15 protein-coding genes are annotated in these 16,018 nt (G+C 69.5%); 8 read left to right on the top strand and 7 right to left on the bottom strand.

Annotated features, from left to right (window positions below; genetic code table 11):
• Positions 1-4 precede the first annotated feature (4 nt).
• Genes ACZ5MJ_RS10375 through ACZ5MJ_RS10355 form a run of 5 tightly spaced genes read left to right on the top strand, consistent with a single transcriptional unit; the run spans position 5 to position 5,606 of the window.
• Complete coding sequence (locus tag ACZ5MJ_RS10375; protein WP_464223696.1) at positions 5-1,024, top strand: DUF58 domain-containing protein; 1,020 nt, start codon at positions 5-7, stop codon at positions 1,022-1,024.
• Entirely contained in the window at positions 1,021-1,560 is a 540-nt protein-coding gene (locus tag ACZ5MJ_RS10370) for a DUF4381 domain-containing protein (RefSeq protein WP_464219153.1), read from the top strand. The genes ACZ5MJ_RS10375 and ACZ5MJ_RS10370 overlap by 4 nt, the downstream gene beginning before the upstream one ends.
• Positions 1,547-2,581: a vWA domain-containing protein gene (locus tag ACZ5MJ_RS10365; RefSeq protein WP_464219152.1), complete on the top strand. Its 1,035-nt coding sequence runs from the start codon at positions 1,547-1,549 to the stop codon at positions 2,579-2,581. Before ACZ5MJ_RS10370 ends, ACZ5MJ_RS10365 begins: the two co-directional genes overlap by 14 nt.
• The gene (locus ACZ5MJ_RS10360; protein WP_464219151.1) at positions 2,581-4,221 is read left to right on the top strand and encodes a VWA domain-containing protein; all 1,641 of its coding nucleotides are present in this window, start codon (positions 2,581-2,583) and stop codon (positions 4,219-4,221) included. Before ACZ5MJ_RS10365 ends, ACZ5MJ_RS10360 begins: the two co-directional genes overlap by 1 nt.
• Positions 4,218-5,606, top strand: a complete 1,389-nt coding sequence (locus ACZ5MJ_RS10355; protein ID WP_464219150.1) for a BatD family protein — start codon at positions 4,218-4,220, stop codon at positions 5,604-5,606. Before ACZ5MJ_RS10360 ends, ACZ5MJ_RS10355 begins: the two co-directional genes overlap by 4 nt.
• Here the strand turns inward: ACZ5MJ_RS10355 and ACZ5MJ_RS10350 are convergent.
• Both ACZ5MJ_RS10350 and ACZ5MJ_RS10345 read right to left on the bottom strand, forming a co-directional pair.
• Positions 5,596-6,174: an ankyrin repeat domain-containing protein gene (locus ACZ5MJ_RS10350; RefSeq protein ID WP_464219149.1), complete on the bottom strand. Its 579-nt coding sequence runs from the start codon at positions 6,172-6,174 to the stop codon at positions 5,596-5,598. The two genes, ACZ5MJ_RS10355 and ACZ5MJ_RS10350, sit on opposite strands and share 11 nt — an antisense overlap.
• 82 nt (positions 6,175-6,256) lie before the next feature.
• Positions 6,257-6,457, bottom strand: coding sequence for a hypothetical protein (locus ACZ5MJ_RS10345; protein ID WP_464219147.1), 201 nt, complete (start codon positions 6,455-6,457; stop codon positions 6,257-6,259).
• 161 nt (positions 6,458-6,618) lie between these two features.
• Between ACZ5MJ_RS10345 and ACZ5MJ_RS10340 the strand changes: the two genes are divergently transcribed.
• Both ACZ5MJ_RS10340 and ACZ5MJ_RS10335 read left to right on the top strand, forming a co-directional pair.
• Positions 6,619-6,741, top strand: coding sequence for a hypothetical protein (locus ACZ5MJ_RS10340; protein ID WP_464219145.1), 123 nt, complete (start codon positions 6,619-6,621; stop codon positions 6,739-6,741).
• 294 nt (positions 6,742-7,035) lie between these two features.
• Positions 7,036-7,881, top strand: a complete 846-nt coding sequence (locus tag ACZ5MJ_RS10335; RefSeq protein WP_464219144.1) for a class II glutamine amidotransferase — start codon at positions 7,036-7,038, stop codon at positions 7,879-7,881.
• Positions 7,882-7,884: 3 nt separating this feature from the next.
• On the opposite strand, the gene ACZ5MJ_RS10330 is transcribed toward ACZ5MJ_RS10335, so the two are convergent.
• The 4 genes from ACZ5MJ_RS10330 to rpoD form a co-directional block, all read right to left on the bottom strand.
• Entirely contained in the window at positions 7,885-10,692 is a 2,808-nt protein-coding gene (locus ACZ5MJ_RS10330) for an Hsp70 family protein (protein ID WP_464219142.1), read from the bottom strand.
• Entirely contained in the window at positions 10,685-12,532 is a 1,848-nt protein-coding gene (locus ACZ5MJ_RS10325; RefSeq protein WP_464219140.1) for an Hsp70 family protein, read from the bottom strand. The genes ACZ5MJ_RS10330 and ACZ5MJ_RS10325 overlap by 8 nt, the downstream gene beginning before the upstream one ends.
• Positions 12,529-13,107 carry a DUF2760 domain-containing protein gene (locus ACZ5MJ_RS10320; RefSeq protein WP_464219139.1) on the bottom strand — a complete coding sequence of 193 codons (579 nt, stop codon included), beginning with the start codon at positions 13,105-13,107 and terminating at the stop codon, positions 12,529-12,531. Before ACZ5MJ_RS10320 ends, ACZ5MJ_RS10325 begins: the two co-directional genes overlap by 4 nt.
• A gap of 149 nt (positions 13,108-13,256) precedes the next feature.
• Positions 13,257-15,224, bottom strand: coding sequence for an RNA polymerase sigma factor RpoD (gene rpoD / locus ACZ5MJ_RS10315; RefSeq protein ID WP_464219137.1), 1,968 nt, complete (start codon positions 15,222-15,224; stop codon positions 13,257-13,259).
• 181 nt (positions 15,225-15,405) lie between these two features.
• Here rpoD and ACZ5MJ_RS10310 point away from each other — a divergent pair, with 181 nt between their 5' ends.
• Positions 15,406-15,552 carry a hypothetical protein gene (locus tag ACZ5MJ_RS10310; protein ID WP_464219135.1) on the top strand — a complete coding sequence of 49 codons (147 nt, stop codon included), beginning with the start codon at positions 15,406-15,408 and terminating at the stop codon, positions 15,550-15,552.
• Here the strand turns inward: ACZ5MJ_RS10310 and ACZ5MJ_RS10305 are convergent.
• Positions 15,543-16,001 carry an Lrp/AsnC family transcriptional regulator gene (locus ACZ5MJ_RS10305; RefSeq protein WP_464219134.1) on the bottom strand — a complete coding sequence of 153 codons (459 nt, stop codon included), beginning with the start codon at positions 15,999-16,001 and terminating at the stop codon, positions 15,543-15,545. The two genes, ACZ5MJ_RS10310 and ACZ5MJ_RS10305, sit on opposite strands and share 10 nt — an antisense overlap.
• Positions 16,002-16,018 lie beyond the last annotated feature (17 nt).

The following is a 16,018-nucleotide window of genomic DNA, read 5'->3' as shown; positions in this document are numbered from 1 at the left end:
GCCGATGCGTCTGCCGTTCCGTGCCATGGCCCGCGCCGCGCCGTCGGCGGCGCAGGGGCCGTCTTCCGGGGCAATCGCCGGCGTCAGCGTGGACGCAGCGGCGCTGGCGGCCCTGGAAGCCGCTGCGCGCGACTTCCACTTCCTGCCGCGCCAGCCGGTGCACAGCGTGCTGGCCGGGCGGCATGCGTCCAAGGTGCGCGGGCGCGGGCTGACCTTTGAAGAGCTGCGCCTGTACCTGCCCGGCGACGATATCCGCAGCATGGACTGGCGCATCACCGCGCGCACCGGCAAGCCGCACGTGCGCGTCTACACCGAGGAAAAGGATCGTCCGGTGCTGCTGGTGGTGGACCAGCGCATCAATATGTTCTTTGGCAGCCGGCGCGCAATGAAATCAGTCAGCGCGGCCGAGGCGGCGGCGCTGGCCGCCTGGCGCGTGCTGGCCGAAGGCGACCGCGTCGGCGGTGTGGTGTTCGGCGATGCGAAGATCGAGGCGTTTACGCCGCGCCGCAGCCGTGAAGCCGTGCAGCAGCAGCTGGGCGGCATCGCCCGCTTCAACCAGGCCCTGCGCGCCGATGCGCCGGCACGGCGCGCCGCGGGAGAACTGAACGCGGCGCTGGAGCGTGCCGCGCGCATGGCGCACCGCGACTGCCTGGTCATCGTCATCAGCGATTTCGACGGCCACGACGACCGCACCCGCGACCTGATGCTGGCAATGGCCGCCCGCAACGACGTGCTGACCATCCTGGTCCACGATCCCTTCCTGAGCGAGTTGCCGGAGTCCGGCCAACTGGTGGTCAGCGACGGCGAGCTGCAGGTGGAACTGGGCTTTGGCCACGCGGCCACGCGGCGCAGCATCGCTGGTTTTGTCGACGCACACGCCAGGGCGTTGGACTGGCACCATGCCGTCGGCGTGCCGCTGCTGCCGCTGTCGGCGGCAGAGGAGACCGCGCCGCAATTGCGGCGCCTGCTGGGCCGGCCGCTGCAGCAGGTGCCGGTGCGGCAACGTGCGGGAGGGGCGCGGTGAGCCTCACGCACAGCACCGCCCCCGGGGCCGCGGACAGCACGGGCGTGGCGACGCTGGCAAGCCTTGCCGACGTCGCCGTGCCGCCGCCGCCATCGTGGGCGCCGCAGACCATCGGCTGGCCGATCGCCGGCGCCTTGCTGCTGTTGGCCCTGGCGTGGGCCGGCTGGCGCGCCTGGCGGCGCTACCGCGCCAACCGCTACCGGCGCGAGGCGCTGGCGGAACTGGCCGCACTGCCGCTGGGCGCCGGCCCCGCGCAGCGCGTCGCCGCGCTGCGGCAGATGGCGGCGCTGCTCAAGCGCACGGCCCTGGCCGCCTGGCCGCGCGCACAGGTTGCCAGTCTGGCCTGCAACGGCTGGGCCGGGTTCCTGCGGGCGCACGCAGGGCGCGCACAAGACGCCGCGCCGCTGCTGGCGGCACTGGTGCACGACGCGGAGTACCGCGGCGACGCGGTGCTGGCGCAATGGCCCGACAGCCAGGTGCGGGCCGTTGCCGGCGCGTGCCGGCGCTGGATTGCGGAGCACCATGTACCAGTTTGAATATCCCTGGCTCTTCGCGCTGTTGCCGCTGCCGTTGCTGCTGTGGTGGTGGCTGCCGCCGTACCATGAGGAAAGCCCGTCGGTGCGCCTGCCGTTCTTTGGCGAGGTGGCCAGCGCCGCCGGCCTGATCCCCGCCACCGGCGCCGTGGTGCCGCGCCGCAGCCGGCTGCAATGGGTGCTGGCGCCGCTGGCCTGGGTGCTGGTGGTGACGGCGCTGGCGCGGCCGCAGTTCCTGGAAGCGCCGGTCCGGAAGGTGCAGCCGGCGCGCGACCTGCTGATCGCGCTGGACCTGTCGCAGTCGATGGACACGCGCGACTTCCGCGATCCGTCCGGCGCGCTGGTCCCGCGCGTGCAGGCGGTTCGGCAGGTCGTCCGCGATTTCGTGGCCAGGCGTCCCGGCGACCGCATCGGCCTGATCGTGTTTGGCGATGCGCCGTATCCGCTGGCGCCGTTCACGCTGGACCACCAGCTGGTGCAGACGCTGATCACCGGGCTGCTGCCGGGAATGGCCGGGCCGAGCACGGCGCTGGGCGATGCCATCGGGCTCGGCATCAAGATGTTCGGGCACAGCGAAGCGTCCGAGAAAGTACTGATCGTGCTGACCGACGGCAACGACACCGCCAGCCGGATGCCGCCGGAGCGCGCCGGCGGCATTGCAAAGGAACGCAAGGTGGTGGTGCATGCCATCGGCATCGGCGATCCCAATGCGTCGGGCGAGGAGAAGGTCGACCTCGGCGTGCTGCAGCGGCTGGCCGCGCAGACCGGTGGGCGCTACTTCTTCGGCGCCGACCAGGCCGGGCTGGAGACCATCTACGCGACGCTGGACCAGATCACGCCGCATCACCAGCAGACATTGTCATGGCGGCCGCGGCGCGAGTTGTTCATGTGGCCGCTGGGCGCAGCGCTGGCGCTGGTGCTGGGGTACCAGTTGCTGATGTTTGGCTACTCGGCGTGGTGGTTCTCGCGCCCGCGCCATGCGACTGCCGACGCCATGGCGCATGCGGGTGCGGAGCGGCGTTGATGTTGATGCTGCCTGATACGCTTGCTCACTTCCATTTCCTGCGCCCGTGGTGGCTGCTGGCGCTGGTGCCTGCCGCGCTGCTGGTGTGGGCGGTGCAGCGCCGCGGCGATGCGCGGCGGCGCTGGCGCCAGGCCATTGCGCCGCACCTGCTCGGCGCGCTGATGATCGGCGAACGCCGCCGCGTGGCATTGCGCCCGGTGCACCTGACCGCGCTGCTGCTGGCGCTGGGCGCCATCGCGCTGGCGGGGCCGAGCTGGCGGCAGGAGCGCCCGCCGTTCCTCGACGACAAGGCGCCGCTGGCGATCGCCGTGGACCTGTCGCGCACCATGGACGCGGTGGACGTCACGCCGACCCGGCTGGAGCGCGCCAAGCTCAAGATCAAGGCACTGCTGGCGCGCCGCGACGGCGGGCGCACGGCGATCTATGCCTATGCCGGCTCCACCCACCTGGTGCTGCCGCTGACGGACGACGCCAGCCTGCTGCAGACCTTTGCCGATGCGCTGCAGACCCGCATCATGCCGGTGCCCGGCCGCGACATGGCGCAGGCGCTGCGCACCATCGACGCCGACCTGGCGCATGAGCCGGTGCCCGGCACCATCCTGTTCCTGGCCGACGGCGTCGACCCTGCCGCGGCCAGGGTTTTCCGCGCGCAGGCGGATAGCGGCCGCAGCCGGCCGGTGGTGCTGGCCATCGGCACGGAGCAGGGCGGGCCGCTTCGTAACGTCGAGGGTGCCGGGGGCGGCTTTGTCGAGCAGGACGGGGCGCGTGTGTTCGCGCGGCTGGACTTGGCGGCGTTCAGGCGCTTCGGCGACGACAGCGGCGTGCCGGTCGCCACCTTCACGCCCGGCAGCGACGACGACGTGGCCTGGGTGCAGCGCCATGTGCAGTCGCACCTCGAACAGATGCAGGCCGGCGAGCGCACACGCTGGAAGGATGAAGGCTGGTGGCTGGTGCTGCCGGTCACGCTGCTGGCCATGCTGTGGTTCCGCAAGGGCTGGACCGTGCGCTGGACCGCCGGCCTGCTGCTGGCGCTTGCGCTCGCCGCGCCGCAGCCGGGCTTGCGCGCGCAGCAGGGCGATGCCGCGCGCCCGTGGCGTCTTGCCGACCTGTGGCTGACGCATGACCAGCAGGGCCGCCGCGCCTTCGAGCACGGCGATTTCGCGCGCGCTGCAACGCTGTTCGACGATGCGATGTGGCGTGGCATCGCCCAGTATCGCGCCGGCCAGTACGCACAGGCCGTGCAAAGCTTTGCGCTGGTCGATTCGCCGCAGGCCGACTACAACCAGGGCAATGCGCTGGCACGCCAGGGCCAGTACCGGCAGGCCGCCGCGCGCTACCGCCAGGCGCTCAGGCGCCAGCCGCGATGGCCGGCGGCCACAACCAACCTGGCGCTGATGGAAAAGCTGCTGGCGCAGCAGAAGCCAAAGGACAGGCAGAACCCCGACGACGAGGAAGAGCCCCCCGACGTGCCGCCGGACGACATCAGGTACGACGCCGCGAAGCCGCCGGATCAGGGCGGCCAGTCCATGCATATCGGCCTGACGCAGGACGCCGAGATGTGGATGCGCGCGATCCGGACCACGCCGACCGACCTGCTGCAGCGCAAGTTCGCGCTGCAGCGCGGGCAGGGGCAGCGATGAGCGGCAACGCCGTCCGGTATCGCGCGTGGCGGCGTCACCTGGCGCCGCTGATCCTGCTGCTGGCGGCATTGGTGCAGCCCATGCTGGCGCGTGCCGCGGCCGGGCCCGTCGTGCGCGTGGAGGTGGGCGCGAAGCAGCCGGTGCTGGTCGGCCAGCAGGTCAGCATCGACGTCACCGTCCTGGCGCCCAATTTCTTCCTGTCGGCGCCGGCCTTCCCGGTGCTGCAGGTACCGGGCGCCATCGTCACCATGCCCGACGAGCGTGCGCTGAATTCAACCGAAACCATCGGCGGCGTCGCCTACGCAGGCATTCGCAAGTCCTACGCCTTCACCGCCGAGCAGGATGGCGATTTCCAGTTGCCGCCGGCGACCATCCGCTTCACCTACGCAGGCGATGACGGCGCGCCGCGCGAAGGCAGGGTCACCTTGCCCGCCACGCCGATCCGGGCCGGCGCCGGTGGCGCGGTCACCGCGGGGAGCACCGCGGGGCGGCCATTGCTGCCGGTGGCACGGCTCACCGTGACGCAGGCGCTGGACCATGCCGACGACGACGGCGCGGTACGGCTGCACGCGGGCGATGCGCTGGTACGCACCGTTACCACCTTTGCGCCGCAGACCCAGGCGATGATGATCCGTCCCCCGCACGCCGCGGCGCCGCGCGGCGTGCGCGTGTTCAGCGCCGATCCGCGGCTGTCCGATCACGCCCGGGGCGCGCCCGGGCCAGGTGGCACGCGCGTGGATGCCATCACTTATGTCTTCGAACGGACCGGCACCTACACGCTGCCGGCGATGACGGTGGACTGGGTCGACCCGGCCACGCGCAAGCCGGCGAAGTCCGAAGCGCCCGCAGTCAAGGTGGTGGTGGCAGCCGCGCGCACCGCGGGCGCGCTGGCGCCGGGCGGGCCGTTGGCAGGCGCGCTGCCGGGTGCGGGTGGCCTGCCCTGGCGGTCGTTGCTGTGTGGGGCAGGGGCGCTGCTGGCCGTGCTGGCAGCCGGGCTGCTGTGGTGGCGGCTGCGGCCGCACCTGGCGCGGCTGCGGCAACGACTGGCCGAGCGCCGGCGCGCCCGGGCCGAGGGGGCCGACGCGCGCCTGGCGGCAACGCTGCGGGCCTGCCAGGCCGGCGATGCCGCCGCCGCCAGCCAGGCGCTGGGCGCCTGGACCCGCCTCGCCCACGGCACCACGCCTGCGGCGTGGGCAGAAGGGGTTGGCGATGCCGGGCTCGCCGATGCCGTGACCGCCCTGCAACGCCACCTTTACGGCGCGATGTCCGCCCAGACCCCCTGGGATGGCAAAGCGCTGGCCCAGTCCCTGCAACGGCACGCCAGAACGGCACCGGCGCACCCGCGCCGGCAGGCCGTGCCGGCGCTGCCTCCGCTCAATCCCTGATAGTGTGCTGGCGCTGGTCGCGATGCGCGGCAAGCTGCCGCCCAATATCGGACAGTCCCATGGCTTCGGCCATCTCGCGCGGGGTCTCGCAGTCGTCGATGCGCGTGCGGCAAGCCGCGTCCGCCCCCGCTGCAAGCAGCAGCGCCACCGCGGGCAGATTGCGCACGCTCACCGCCATGTGCAGCGCGGTGTAGTCGTTGATGCCGCGCTGCGCGGGATCGGCGCCGAAGTCCAGCAGCAGCCGGAGCAGTTCGACCACGTCCGGGCGCGCGCTGCCGCCGGGTGGTGCGAGCGTGCATGACAGCGCGGCGATCAGCGGCGGAAAGCCTGCGTGATCTGCCGGGCGGGGATCCGCGCCGGCTTCGAGCAGGGTACGGATAAAGGGCAGCGGGCTGTGGTAGATCGCGTATTCGAGGCAGGCACCGATCCCTGGCGGCATGATCCCGTTGGGAATGCAGGCCGGGTCGTCCACTGCGGCTCGCAGCGCGTCGATGTCACCGGCGCGGAAGGCCGCATGGATTCTTTCAAATTGCCGGTACGCGTCGCAGCGCTCCTTGTCTGGCCTCATGGTGGATCCCGACAAATCTCGTGGCCTTCGAGCAAGGGGTGAACATGCTGCTGGGTGAATGCGCCCGGGGCGCGCCGCTGCGTCAACGCCCTCTGGCAATGGCGCTGAGAACGCTGCTGCCTCGGGTCGTAATGCTGGGACGCCAATATCCAGGATCAAAGTCTCCAAGCTCAACCAGCTCTTGCTCGATGAGCGCATGGACAGCCGCACGGTCCAGGTCCTTGATGTTGGGCGCTGCTTCGTCGATCAACATGAGTGTGGCCACTTCATGAGGCGTTAGCATGGCTGTCTCCCGGGGTGGGCTGAGGCTGGATTCGTGGGCAATCTTCCGTTTCTGACGCGAACATTCATTCAATGACGTGAACGGCAAGTCGTCAAGACAAAACTGTGACATTTCACGTAGCGGCCTACCATGAAGTACTGGTTCAGAGGCCTTTATCTCCCATGAGACTTATCTTCCACCAGCGTGGTCACCCGGAGCTGCCGCTGCACGGTGCCCGCTATTACCTGATGCTTGGCGCAGGGCTTGTCGTGTTGGGGGCGCTATACCTGGTGCTTTCCACGTAGCATCGGCGCCGACCGGGGATGGCACGACCCACTGATTTAGCGGGCCGGCGTTGGACATTCGTGCCTGAATGTTCCTGATAAGGCATTTCCATCGTTTGGCGTGGCGACACGTTTCCATGGTTGCCCGCGCTGATCGCAGTTGCCGGGCCGAATCGCCCTTTTTGCCGCACGCTCTTTTCGCGCGGCGCATCATCCCCTGCCATGCACTTTGCCGTTCGCCCCTTGCCGTCCTACAACTGGAGTGTGGGCCGGAAGGCACCGGGCCGCGCTTGCAAGGATCAAAGGAGGAGCATCATGTGCCGCTGGCTGGCTTACTCGGGCAGATCCGTTGCGCTGGAGACGGTGCTGTTCCAGCCGGAACACTCGCTGATCGACCAGAGCCTGAATTCGCGGCTGGGTCATACCACGACCAATGGGGACGGGTTCGGCGTCGGCTGGTACGGGCGTCATTCGGAAGTCCCGTTCCGCTACCGCTGCCTGCACCCGGCCTGGAGCGACACCAACCTGCGCGAGACGGCCAGGGCGGTGCGGGCGCCGCTGTTCGTGGCCCACGTGCGCGCGGCTACCGGCACGCCGACGCAGGAGACCAACTGCCATCCGTTCCGCTTCGGCCGCTGGCTGTTCGTCCATAACGGCCTGATCCGCGAATACCCGTTGCTGCGGCGCGACCTGATGATGGCGGTGGCGCCGCATCTGTTCCGCTGGATCGAGGGCTCGACCGATTCCGAAGTGATGTTCTTCCTGGCCCTGACCTTCGGCCTGGAGCGCGACCCGCTCGGTGCGCTGGAGCAGATGGCCGGGCTGATCGAGGACGTCGGGCACCGCTACGACGTGCAGTTTCCGCTCAACATGACGGTCTGCGTGACTGATGGCCAGCAGATCGTGGCGGTGCGCTATTCGAGCGAGGCCAACTCGCGTTCGCTGTTCCACAGCACCTCGTTCCGGCAGCTGCGCGCGCTCTACCCGGACGACCCGCGCATCGCCGCAGCCGGCGACGATGCCTTCCTGGTCCTGTCGGAGCCGCTGATCGACGTGCAGGGGGTGTGGGAGGAAATCCCCGAGGCAACCATCCTGGTTGCGCGGGGCGGCGAGATCGACAGCAACCGCTTCGTGCCGCGGATGCCAAGCCGGACGACGTGACCGCTACCCAGCGATCAGCTTGAGGCCGGCGGGCAGCGCCTCCCCAAATACCCGCCCTTCGTCGGCGGCATTCAGTTCCACGACTTCGCGCACCATCGCAATCCAGCTTTGCGGCGCGTTGGCCGCTTCCAGGCGGCGCACGACGCTGGCCCGGGCGTCGTCAGGCAGGTCCCGGGTGCGGTCGCCGGTCATGCGCGCGATCTGCACGGCGGCGAAGGCGGCCGGCTCGACCTTTTTCCAGTCGAGCGCAAGGATGGCGTCCACCCAGCGCGCGGCGGTCCCGGCCGGCACGACGCTGTGCGCGCTGCCGTAGAACGGCCGGCGCGCGCCGATGCGGCCCACGGCCCACCAGCCCTGGTTGTTCTCCGACGGTTTGCGCAGCCGCGTCAGCAGCCATTCGGCCAGCTCGATCTTGGCGTCGGCGGGAATGCGCTCCAGCGAGCCGGCCAGGCGCACCATGTCGGCATAGCCGCCCCGGGTGGGCCCGGCGGGCTTCTTGTAGCGGGCGCTGCCGGGTGGCTGCAGGTAGAAGGCCATGTCTTCCAGCAGGCGCAGCTGGGCGCTCTCGTCCAGGCCGCCCGCCGCGCGCCGCCACAGCGTCCACCACTCCGACCAGTTCTGGCTTTCGTTGACGTACTGGATGCCCTGGTCGTACTGTGACCAGAGCTGCTCCACGCGCCATTCGTCGAGCGGATAGCCGAACCCCGGGCGCACGCAGTAGCCGGCCAGGTTCAGCCACAGGCGTTCATGGTCGGCAGTGCGCCGCCGGCGCCGGGCGCGCTCCCAGAAGGCGCCGAACAGCTCGCGCAGCAGGGCGCTGTCCCACTGCTCGCGCGCGCCCAGCAGCTGCTCCAGCTGCGCGCGCAGGCGCTTGACCTCCTTGGGGCCGACGTCCTGCGAGCGCGCGCCGAAGGTGCGGTCGATCGCCTCCAGGGCCTGGGGCAGGGACGGGTGCGCCGTGTCCGCCGCGGGCGCCGCTGCCGGGGCGTCGTTGCCGCGCAGCTGGAACTCAAGGCGCCATCGCTGCGCGGCATCTTCAATGTCGATGCAGTGGACTTCCAGCGTGCCGACCTCGGTCAGCGAGGTGGTGATCTGCACCGGCGTTTCGCGCGGGCCACTGGCGCCGCGCGGCTGCACCACGGTGGCGATGGGCGGCAGGCGGACGAAGTCGCCCGTCGACAGATCGGTCAGCTGGCCCGGCTGGTAGGCCGTGTCGGCGACCGAGGAAACCAGGTGGAACTGCACCGGATGCCCGAGCCGCAAGGCAAAGGTGCGGTCGCTGAGGTGGATCTCATGGCCTTCTTCGGTGCCCCGTGGCAGCAGGCAGATGCCCTGCGGTCCCGACGCGCCATCCTCGAGCACCAGGAAATAGCTGCGCGGCGAGCCGCCGCCGATGCGCGGCGCCTGGCCGGCACGTGCCCGCGCATACGCGACCGCGCCGCGTGCCACGGCGATGTCGGGATCGGCGTTGTGCAGGACATGCAGCGGCGCGCCGCGCCAGCTGCCCAGCGTATCGGCGATGCGGCCGGCCAGGGCTTGCGCGCGGAACACGCCGCCGTTGAGCAGCAGGGTGTCTGGCACCGGCAGCGCGTCGTCCTGCGCGGGTGGCGCATCCAGTGCCGCGCGCGACTGCGCGGCGTGCTGACCCAGGAAGGCGGCAACGTGCCGGGTGACGGCCGGGTCGGACGCATACGGCAGGCCGAACTCGACAATGGCACCGCGCGCGCGGCCGGGCCGTTCGCTGGCCGGTACCTTGGGGAAGAAGCCGTCGACGACAAGCTGATCGACTTCCTGCCGCGTCACTTCCACCGACCGTGCGCCGCCGATCAGTTTCGAGCCCGCGCCCAGCAGCGTCACCGTGACCGAGTCCGGTGCGTCCGAGCTGAGTAATTGCTCCTTGGCGGCGCGGCAGCGTGCGACCAGTTGCGACAGGCTGGCCGCCGACAGCCGGGCCTGCGCCGTGTCGCCGGCCCCCAGGCGCGCTTCGGCCAGGTGCGCCAGGCCCAGGTCCATGTTGTCGCCACCGAGCATCAGGTGGTTGCCCACGCCGATGCGGGTCAGCTGCGGCTGGCCGTCCTGCATCTCCACCCGGATCAGGGTGAGGTCGGTGGTGCCGCCGCCCACGTCGCAGATCAGCACCAGGCGGGTTTGCGCCAGGTCAGTGTCCAGGGTCTGGCGATGGTGGAACAGCCAGTCGTAGAGCGCGGCCTGCGGCTCCTCGAGCAGGCGCAGGGCGGGCAGCCCGGCCAGGCGTGCGGCCTCCAGCGTCAGCGCACGCGCGCCTTCGTCGAACGAGGCGGGCACGGTGAGGACCACGTCCTGGTCCTCGAGCCTGGCATCGGGAAAGCGGTGGTTCCATGCCGCGCACACATAGCCCAGGTAGCTGGCGCTGGCGACCACCGGCGAAATCTTGTCGAGATCGTCGTCCCCGCCCCACGGCAGGATGGGCGCGGTGCGGTCGACTGACGCATGCGACAGCCAGCTCTTTGCGCTGGCCACCAGGCGCCCCGGTACCTGCGCGCCGAGCGTCGCGGCCAGGCGGCCGAACACGGTCCGGCGCGCGGCCGCGCTGGCGGCGGATTGCCAGGGCAGCTGCAGGTCATCGCCGCTGAGCTCGCCCGGCGCCGCGTGGTAGCGCACCGAGGGCAGCAGGGGGCGCGCAGCGACCTCGCCCGGGCTGACCAGCTGGTCGATATCGAAGACGCGGATATCGTCGGATCCGGCCTTCGCATAGGCGACGACCGTATTGCTGGTGCCTAAATCAATGCCGACGACATATTGCTTCGTCGCCGGATTCGCGGCTTCAGGCATCGGCGTTGCCGCGCACGTCGAACTCTACCTTCCAGCGCTCGGCGCCACCGCGCGGCACGGCCTCGAGTTCCAGCGTGCCGGCCTCGGTCACCCGCGCATGCAGCCTGACCGGTACCACTTCGCCCTCGGTGCGGCCTTCGGCGGGCAGGGTTGCCTGGATTTCTTCCAGTTCCTGCAGTTCCTCCGGCCCCCAATAGTCCAGCAGGGTGCCGACCTGGTCCTGGCGGCGCACCGACGAACCAAAGAAACGGAAGTGCACGGGTTCGCCCACCACCAGGCCGAATTCCTGCGGCGGCAGTTCGGCCTCGGTGCCTTCTTCCATGCCGAACGGCGCCACGCACAGGGCCTGGATCGGCGGTTCGAAGCCAGGCACGGCCGGCATCGAAGATTCCACGGCGATATAGTACGAGCGCGCGGTGCCGCCACGAATCCGCACCCCCTTGCCGCGCCGCACGTAGCCGTAATAGGCGGCGCCGCGTGCCACGGCCAGGTCCAGCTCGGCGCCGTCAAGCAGGCGGGCCGGGGCCGCGCCTTCCGCGGCCAGCCAGCCGTTGAGCGTCTGCACGATGCGCTCCGCCAGCAGGCCCGACTTGAATACGCCGCCATTGAACAGGACGGCGGTCGGGTGCAGGAAGGTCGCGCCTTCCGGCTGTACGCCTTGCAGGCCTTCGACTTCGGCCAGTGCCGCCACCTGGCGGCCCAGGAACGCGGCCAGGTGCCGCGTGACGGCGGCATCCTGCGCATAGGGCAGGCCCAGCTGGGTCAGGCCGGCGCGGGCCCGGCTCACCGGGCGGGCCGAGGCCTCGACTTGCGGGAAGAAACCTTCCAGGATGGTCTGGGTCAGCTCGGCGCGGGTCAGGTCCGTGCGGATCGAGCCGCCAATCAGCTTGGAGCCGCGGCTCGGCACGACCAGCGGCACGGTGTCGGTGGCCGGGTCGGTCAGCAGGGTTTCCTTGGCCGCGCGGCAGGCATAGGTCAGCGCGCGCAGTTGCCACGGGTCGGCCTGGGTGCCCTGGGCGGCCAGCTTGCGCGCCACCACGTGGGCCAGCGCCAGGTCCATGTTGTCGCCGCCGAGCAGGATATGGTCGCCGACCGCGATCCGATGCAGTTCAAGGTTGCCCTCGCGCTCGATCACGGCGATCAGCGACAGGTCGGTGGTGCCGCCGCCGACGTCCACCACCAGGATGACGTCGCCGACCTGTACCTGCTTGCGCCACTGGCCGCCGCTCTTCTGGATCCAGCTGTACAGCGCAGCCTGGGGTTCCTCGAGCAGGGTCATGCGGGCATAGCCGGCCGCGGCGGCGGCCTCGGCCGTCAGTTCGCGCGCTGCCGGGTCGAACGATGCCGGAATTGTCACGGTGACGTCCTGCTCGCCGAACGGCGCGTCGGGGTGGGCCTGATCCCAGGCTTCGCGCAGGTGCGTCAGGTAGCGCACCGAAGCTTCCAGCGGCGACACGCGCGTCACCTCGGGCGGCGCGTCGTTGGGCAGGATCGGCGAGCGGCGGTCGACGCCGGGATGGCACAGCCAGCTCTTGGCGCTCGACACCAGGCGGATCGGCGTGGCCGCGCCGCGGCTGCGCGCCAGTTCGCCCACGGCGAAATCGCGCTCGGCGTTCCACGGCAGCCGCAGGTCGCCCGGGGCCAGTTCGCTGGCGTGGGGCAGGTACAGGAAGGAGGGCAGCAGGTCGAGGTCTTCGACGGCGCCGGGCGCGGTCAGCTGCGTGACGGGCAGGACGCGCTGGCTGGTCTTCTCGCCATCGCTGGCGGCCAGGTCGACATAGGAAACGGCGCTATGGGTCGTGCCCAGGTCGATGCCGATGGCATAGCGTGCGTCGCTCATAGCTCCACCTCGGCCGGGGCGATCACCGTGGCGTCATGGCGCTCGGCCACGCGCGGCAGGCGCACTTCCGCGACCTTCCAGCCGCGGTGGCTGATGCTGCCATGGAACGGCGCGCTGCCGACCACGTTGCCGGTCAGGCGGATGGCGCTGGCGTCAAAGCCGTCGGCCAGCGTCACGCGGCTGCCCTCGGCTTCCTCGCGCACCGGCCGGATGGTGAAATGCTCGCGCAGCACCGCGCGGCAGCCATCGTGCACCAGGCGGGCGGCGGCGCCGATCTCGGCGTCGGCATAGCGCGCGATGTCTTCCTCGACGAAGTCGACAAAGCGCGCGTCGCGCTGGAGCAATCCCAGCAACTGAAGGGCCGCCACCGGGCTGGCCTCCTTCAGCACTGGCGCGGCGGCTTCCGCCACCGGGGCGGGTGCTGACGCAGGCGCGGGCGCCGGCACCGGGGCGAATCCTTCACCGTCACGCAGGCGCTTGATACCGGCCGCGAGCTCACGGTTGCCAAGGATGGCGAAGAAGGTGCCCACGGCAAGCGAGACCCTGCCGAAGAAAGATAGGTTCGAGTCAGTCATCCAAAAGCTCCTGTCTGCGCTGCAACGCCGTTCAGTTAAGGTGTCCCACTACCGTCATTCCCGCCTGCGCGGGAACGACGAGCCCTAATTGAACAGCATTACCCTGTCTGCGCTGTGTCAGTCGGCCAAGCTGGTATTGCCGGCAAGTATCACGCGTCACGCAGGTAGGTGATCAGCTGATCCGCGCGGCTGGGATGCCGCAGCTTCTTCATGGCCTTGCTTTCGATCTGGCGAATCCGCTCGCGCGTGACATCGAACTGCTTGCCGACTTCCTCCAGCGTGTAGTCGGTCGACATGTCGATGCCAAAACGCATGCGCAGCACCTTGGCTTCACGCGGCGAGAGTTCATCGAGCATCTCGCGCACCACGGCACGCAGGCCGGCCTGCAGCGCGGCGTCGGCCGGCGTGGCCGTGTCCGAGTCGGCAATCATGTCGCCCAGGCTGGTATCGCCATCCTCGCCGACCGGGGTTTCCATCGACACCGGCTCCTTTGCGATCTTCATGATCGAGCGGACCTTGTCCTCGGTCATGTCAAGGCGCTCGGCCAGCACCGCCGGATCGGGTTCCTTGCCGGTCTGCTGCATGATCTCGCGCGACAGGCGATTGAGCTTGTTGATCTGCTCGATCATGTGCACCGGCACCCGGATGGTCCGGGCCTGGTCGGCGATCGCGCGCGTGACGGCCTGGCGGACCCACCACGTGGCGTAGGTCGAGAATTTCCAGCCGCGGCGATACTCGAACTTGTCGACCGCCTTCATCAGGCCGATGTTGCCCTCCTGGATCAGGTCCAGGAACTGCATCCCGCGGTTGGTGTACTTCTTGGCAATCGAGATCACCAGGCGCAGGTTGGCCTGCGTCATCTCATGCTTGGCCTGGCGCATCTGCCGCTCGGCGGCCAGCATCTTGCGGTTGACGGTCTTCAGTTCGGGCAGCGACAGGGCGGCGCGGGCCTGGATGTCGATCAGCTTTTGCTGATGCGCCTCAAGGTCCGGCAGCGCGCGCGCGACCGCCGCGCTGTACGGGCGCGATTCGGCGACAAGATCCTGGCCCCAGGCGAGGTTGGTTTCATTGCCGGGGAAGCGGGCAACGACGTCCTCACGCTCCATCCCGCAGCGCTCGACCAGCAGCTGGACGACCTGGCGCTCGACCACGCGGACCTCGTCGACCATGGCCTGGACGTTGGCGCACAGGCGCTCGATGGTTCGCGCGGTGAAGCGGATCGTGCGCAGTTCCTCGCGCACCGCATCCCGCGCGGCCAGGAAGGCTGCCGACGCCGTGCCGTGGGCTTCGCTTTCCTCGCGCATGCGCTCGAATTGCTCGGCGACGCGCGCAAAGCGCTTCATGCATTCGTCGCGCAGCTTGGCCAGGTCGGCTTCGGCGCTCTGCTGGCTGCCGCCTTCGTCAGCGGCGTCGTCGGCATCGTCATCGGCCTCGTCGGCACTGTCGATGGTGTCGTCGGCCTCGTCAGCGGCCGACGCGGCCACAGGCTCGGCAATGCTCTCGTCGCTCAGGCCGTCGACCACGTCGTCGATGCTGATTTCGTTGCTGGCGACCTTGGCCGACAGCTCCAGAATGGCGGCGACGGTGAACGGGCAGGCCGAGATGGCATGCACCATATTGTTCAGGCCATCCTCGATCCGCTTGGCGATCTCGACTTCCTGCTTGCGCGTGAGCAGCGTTGCCGAGCTCATCTCGCGCATATACATGCGCACCGGGTCGGTGGTCCGGCCAAACTCGGAGTCCACGGTCGCCAGCGCCACCTCGGCCTCTTCCTCGGCCTGCTCGTCCGAGGCCACCACCGGGGCGTCGCTCAGCAGCAGCGTCTCGGCATCCGGCGTCTGCTCGTAGATCTTCACGCCCATCTCGGCGAACGTGCTGACGATGCTTTCCATCGCCGCCGTGTCGGTGAAGTTCTCCGGCAGGTGGTCGCTGATATCCGCGTGGGTCAGGTAGCCGCGCTGCCTGCCCAGCTGGATCAGGGCGCGCAGTTGCTGGCTGCGCGCCGTGGCTTCCGCCGCGGTATCAGTCTGCGCCGTCGGCGCCGTGTTGGTCTGGCCAGTGTCTTTGACCGCTGTTGCTCGTGTTTTGGCTGCCGTTCGTTGTGCGCCGCTTGTCATCTACTACGGTTTCCTTCGTGCATCGCGTTTCGACGGCAGTGCGCACGATGGCGTGCGTTTTCGGACCTGCTGTCAAGGCTCGCGGGGGGTATCGGTGGGGCGAGGGCCAAAAACCGGACGCCGCGACCGTTTGAATAGGGGCCGCATATTCTACAGCTATTGATGCGTCGCAGCAGGTTGGATGACAGAGATCGCCTGGCGACAAAATGACCTGGAGGGCGGTTTTCGCGTTTTTGAAACGAGAAAATGCGCCGAAATGGCGCAAATTGCTAGTCCCGACGGGCTGGCCGCTGGCGCGGAAACAGCGCAAGTGCGGCCTCAGGCATAGTCGAGCGGCAGGGCCGTGGTGTATTTGATCTGCTCCATGGCAAAGCTGGAGCTGACATCGGCCAGTTCCGCCCCATGGATCAGCTTCTTGTAGACGCGGTCGTAGGCGGCGATATCGGGCACCACCACGCGCAGCAGGTAATCCGTGTCGCCTGCCATGCGATAGAACTCGGTCACTTCCGGGATCGACGACACCAGCCCGTGGAACTGGTTGAGCCAGTTCACGTTGTGCTGGCTGGTCCGGACCGACACGAAGACGGTGACGCCGGCATTGAGCTTGCCGGCGTCCAGCAGCGCCACGCGCTTGCGGATCAGGCCGGCTTCTTCCAGCTTCTGGATGCGGCGCCAGCATGGCGTCGAGCTGAGCCCGACGCGCTCCCCGATTTCCGCCACCGGCACGGTGGCGTCTTCCTGCAGGATGGCAAGGATCTGTTTGTCGTAGCGGTCCATGGCGCGTAGCGGTCAGG

The sequence above is a fragment of the Cupriavidus sp. LA-1 genome (genome assembly GCF_055385985.1).
This window is presented reverse-complemented; position numbering and strand designations above follow the sequence as displayed.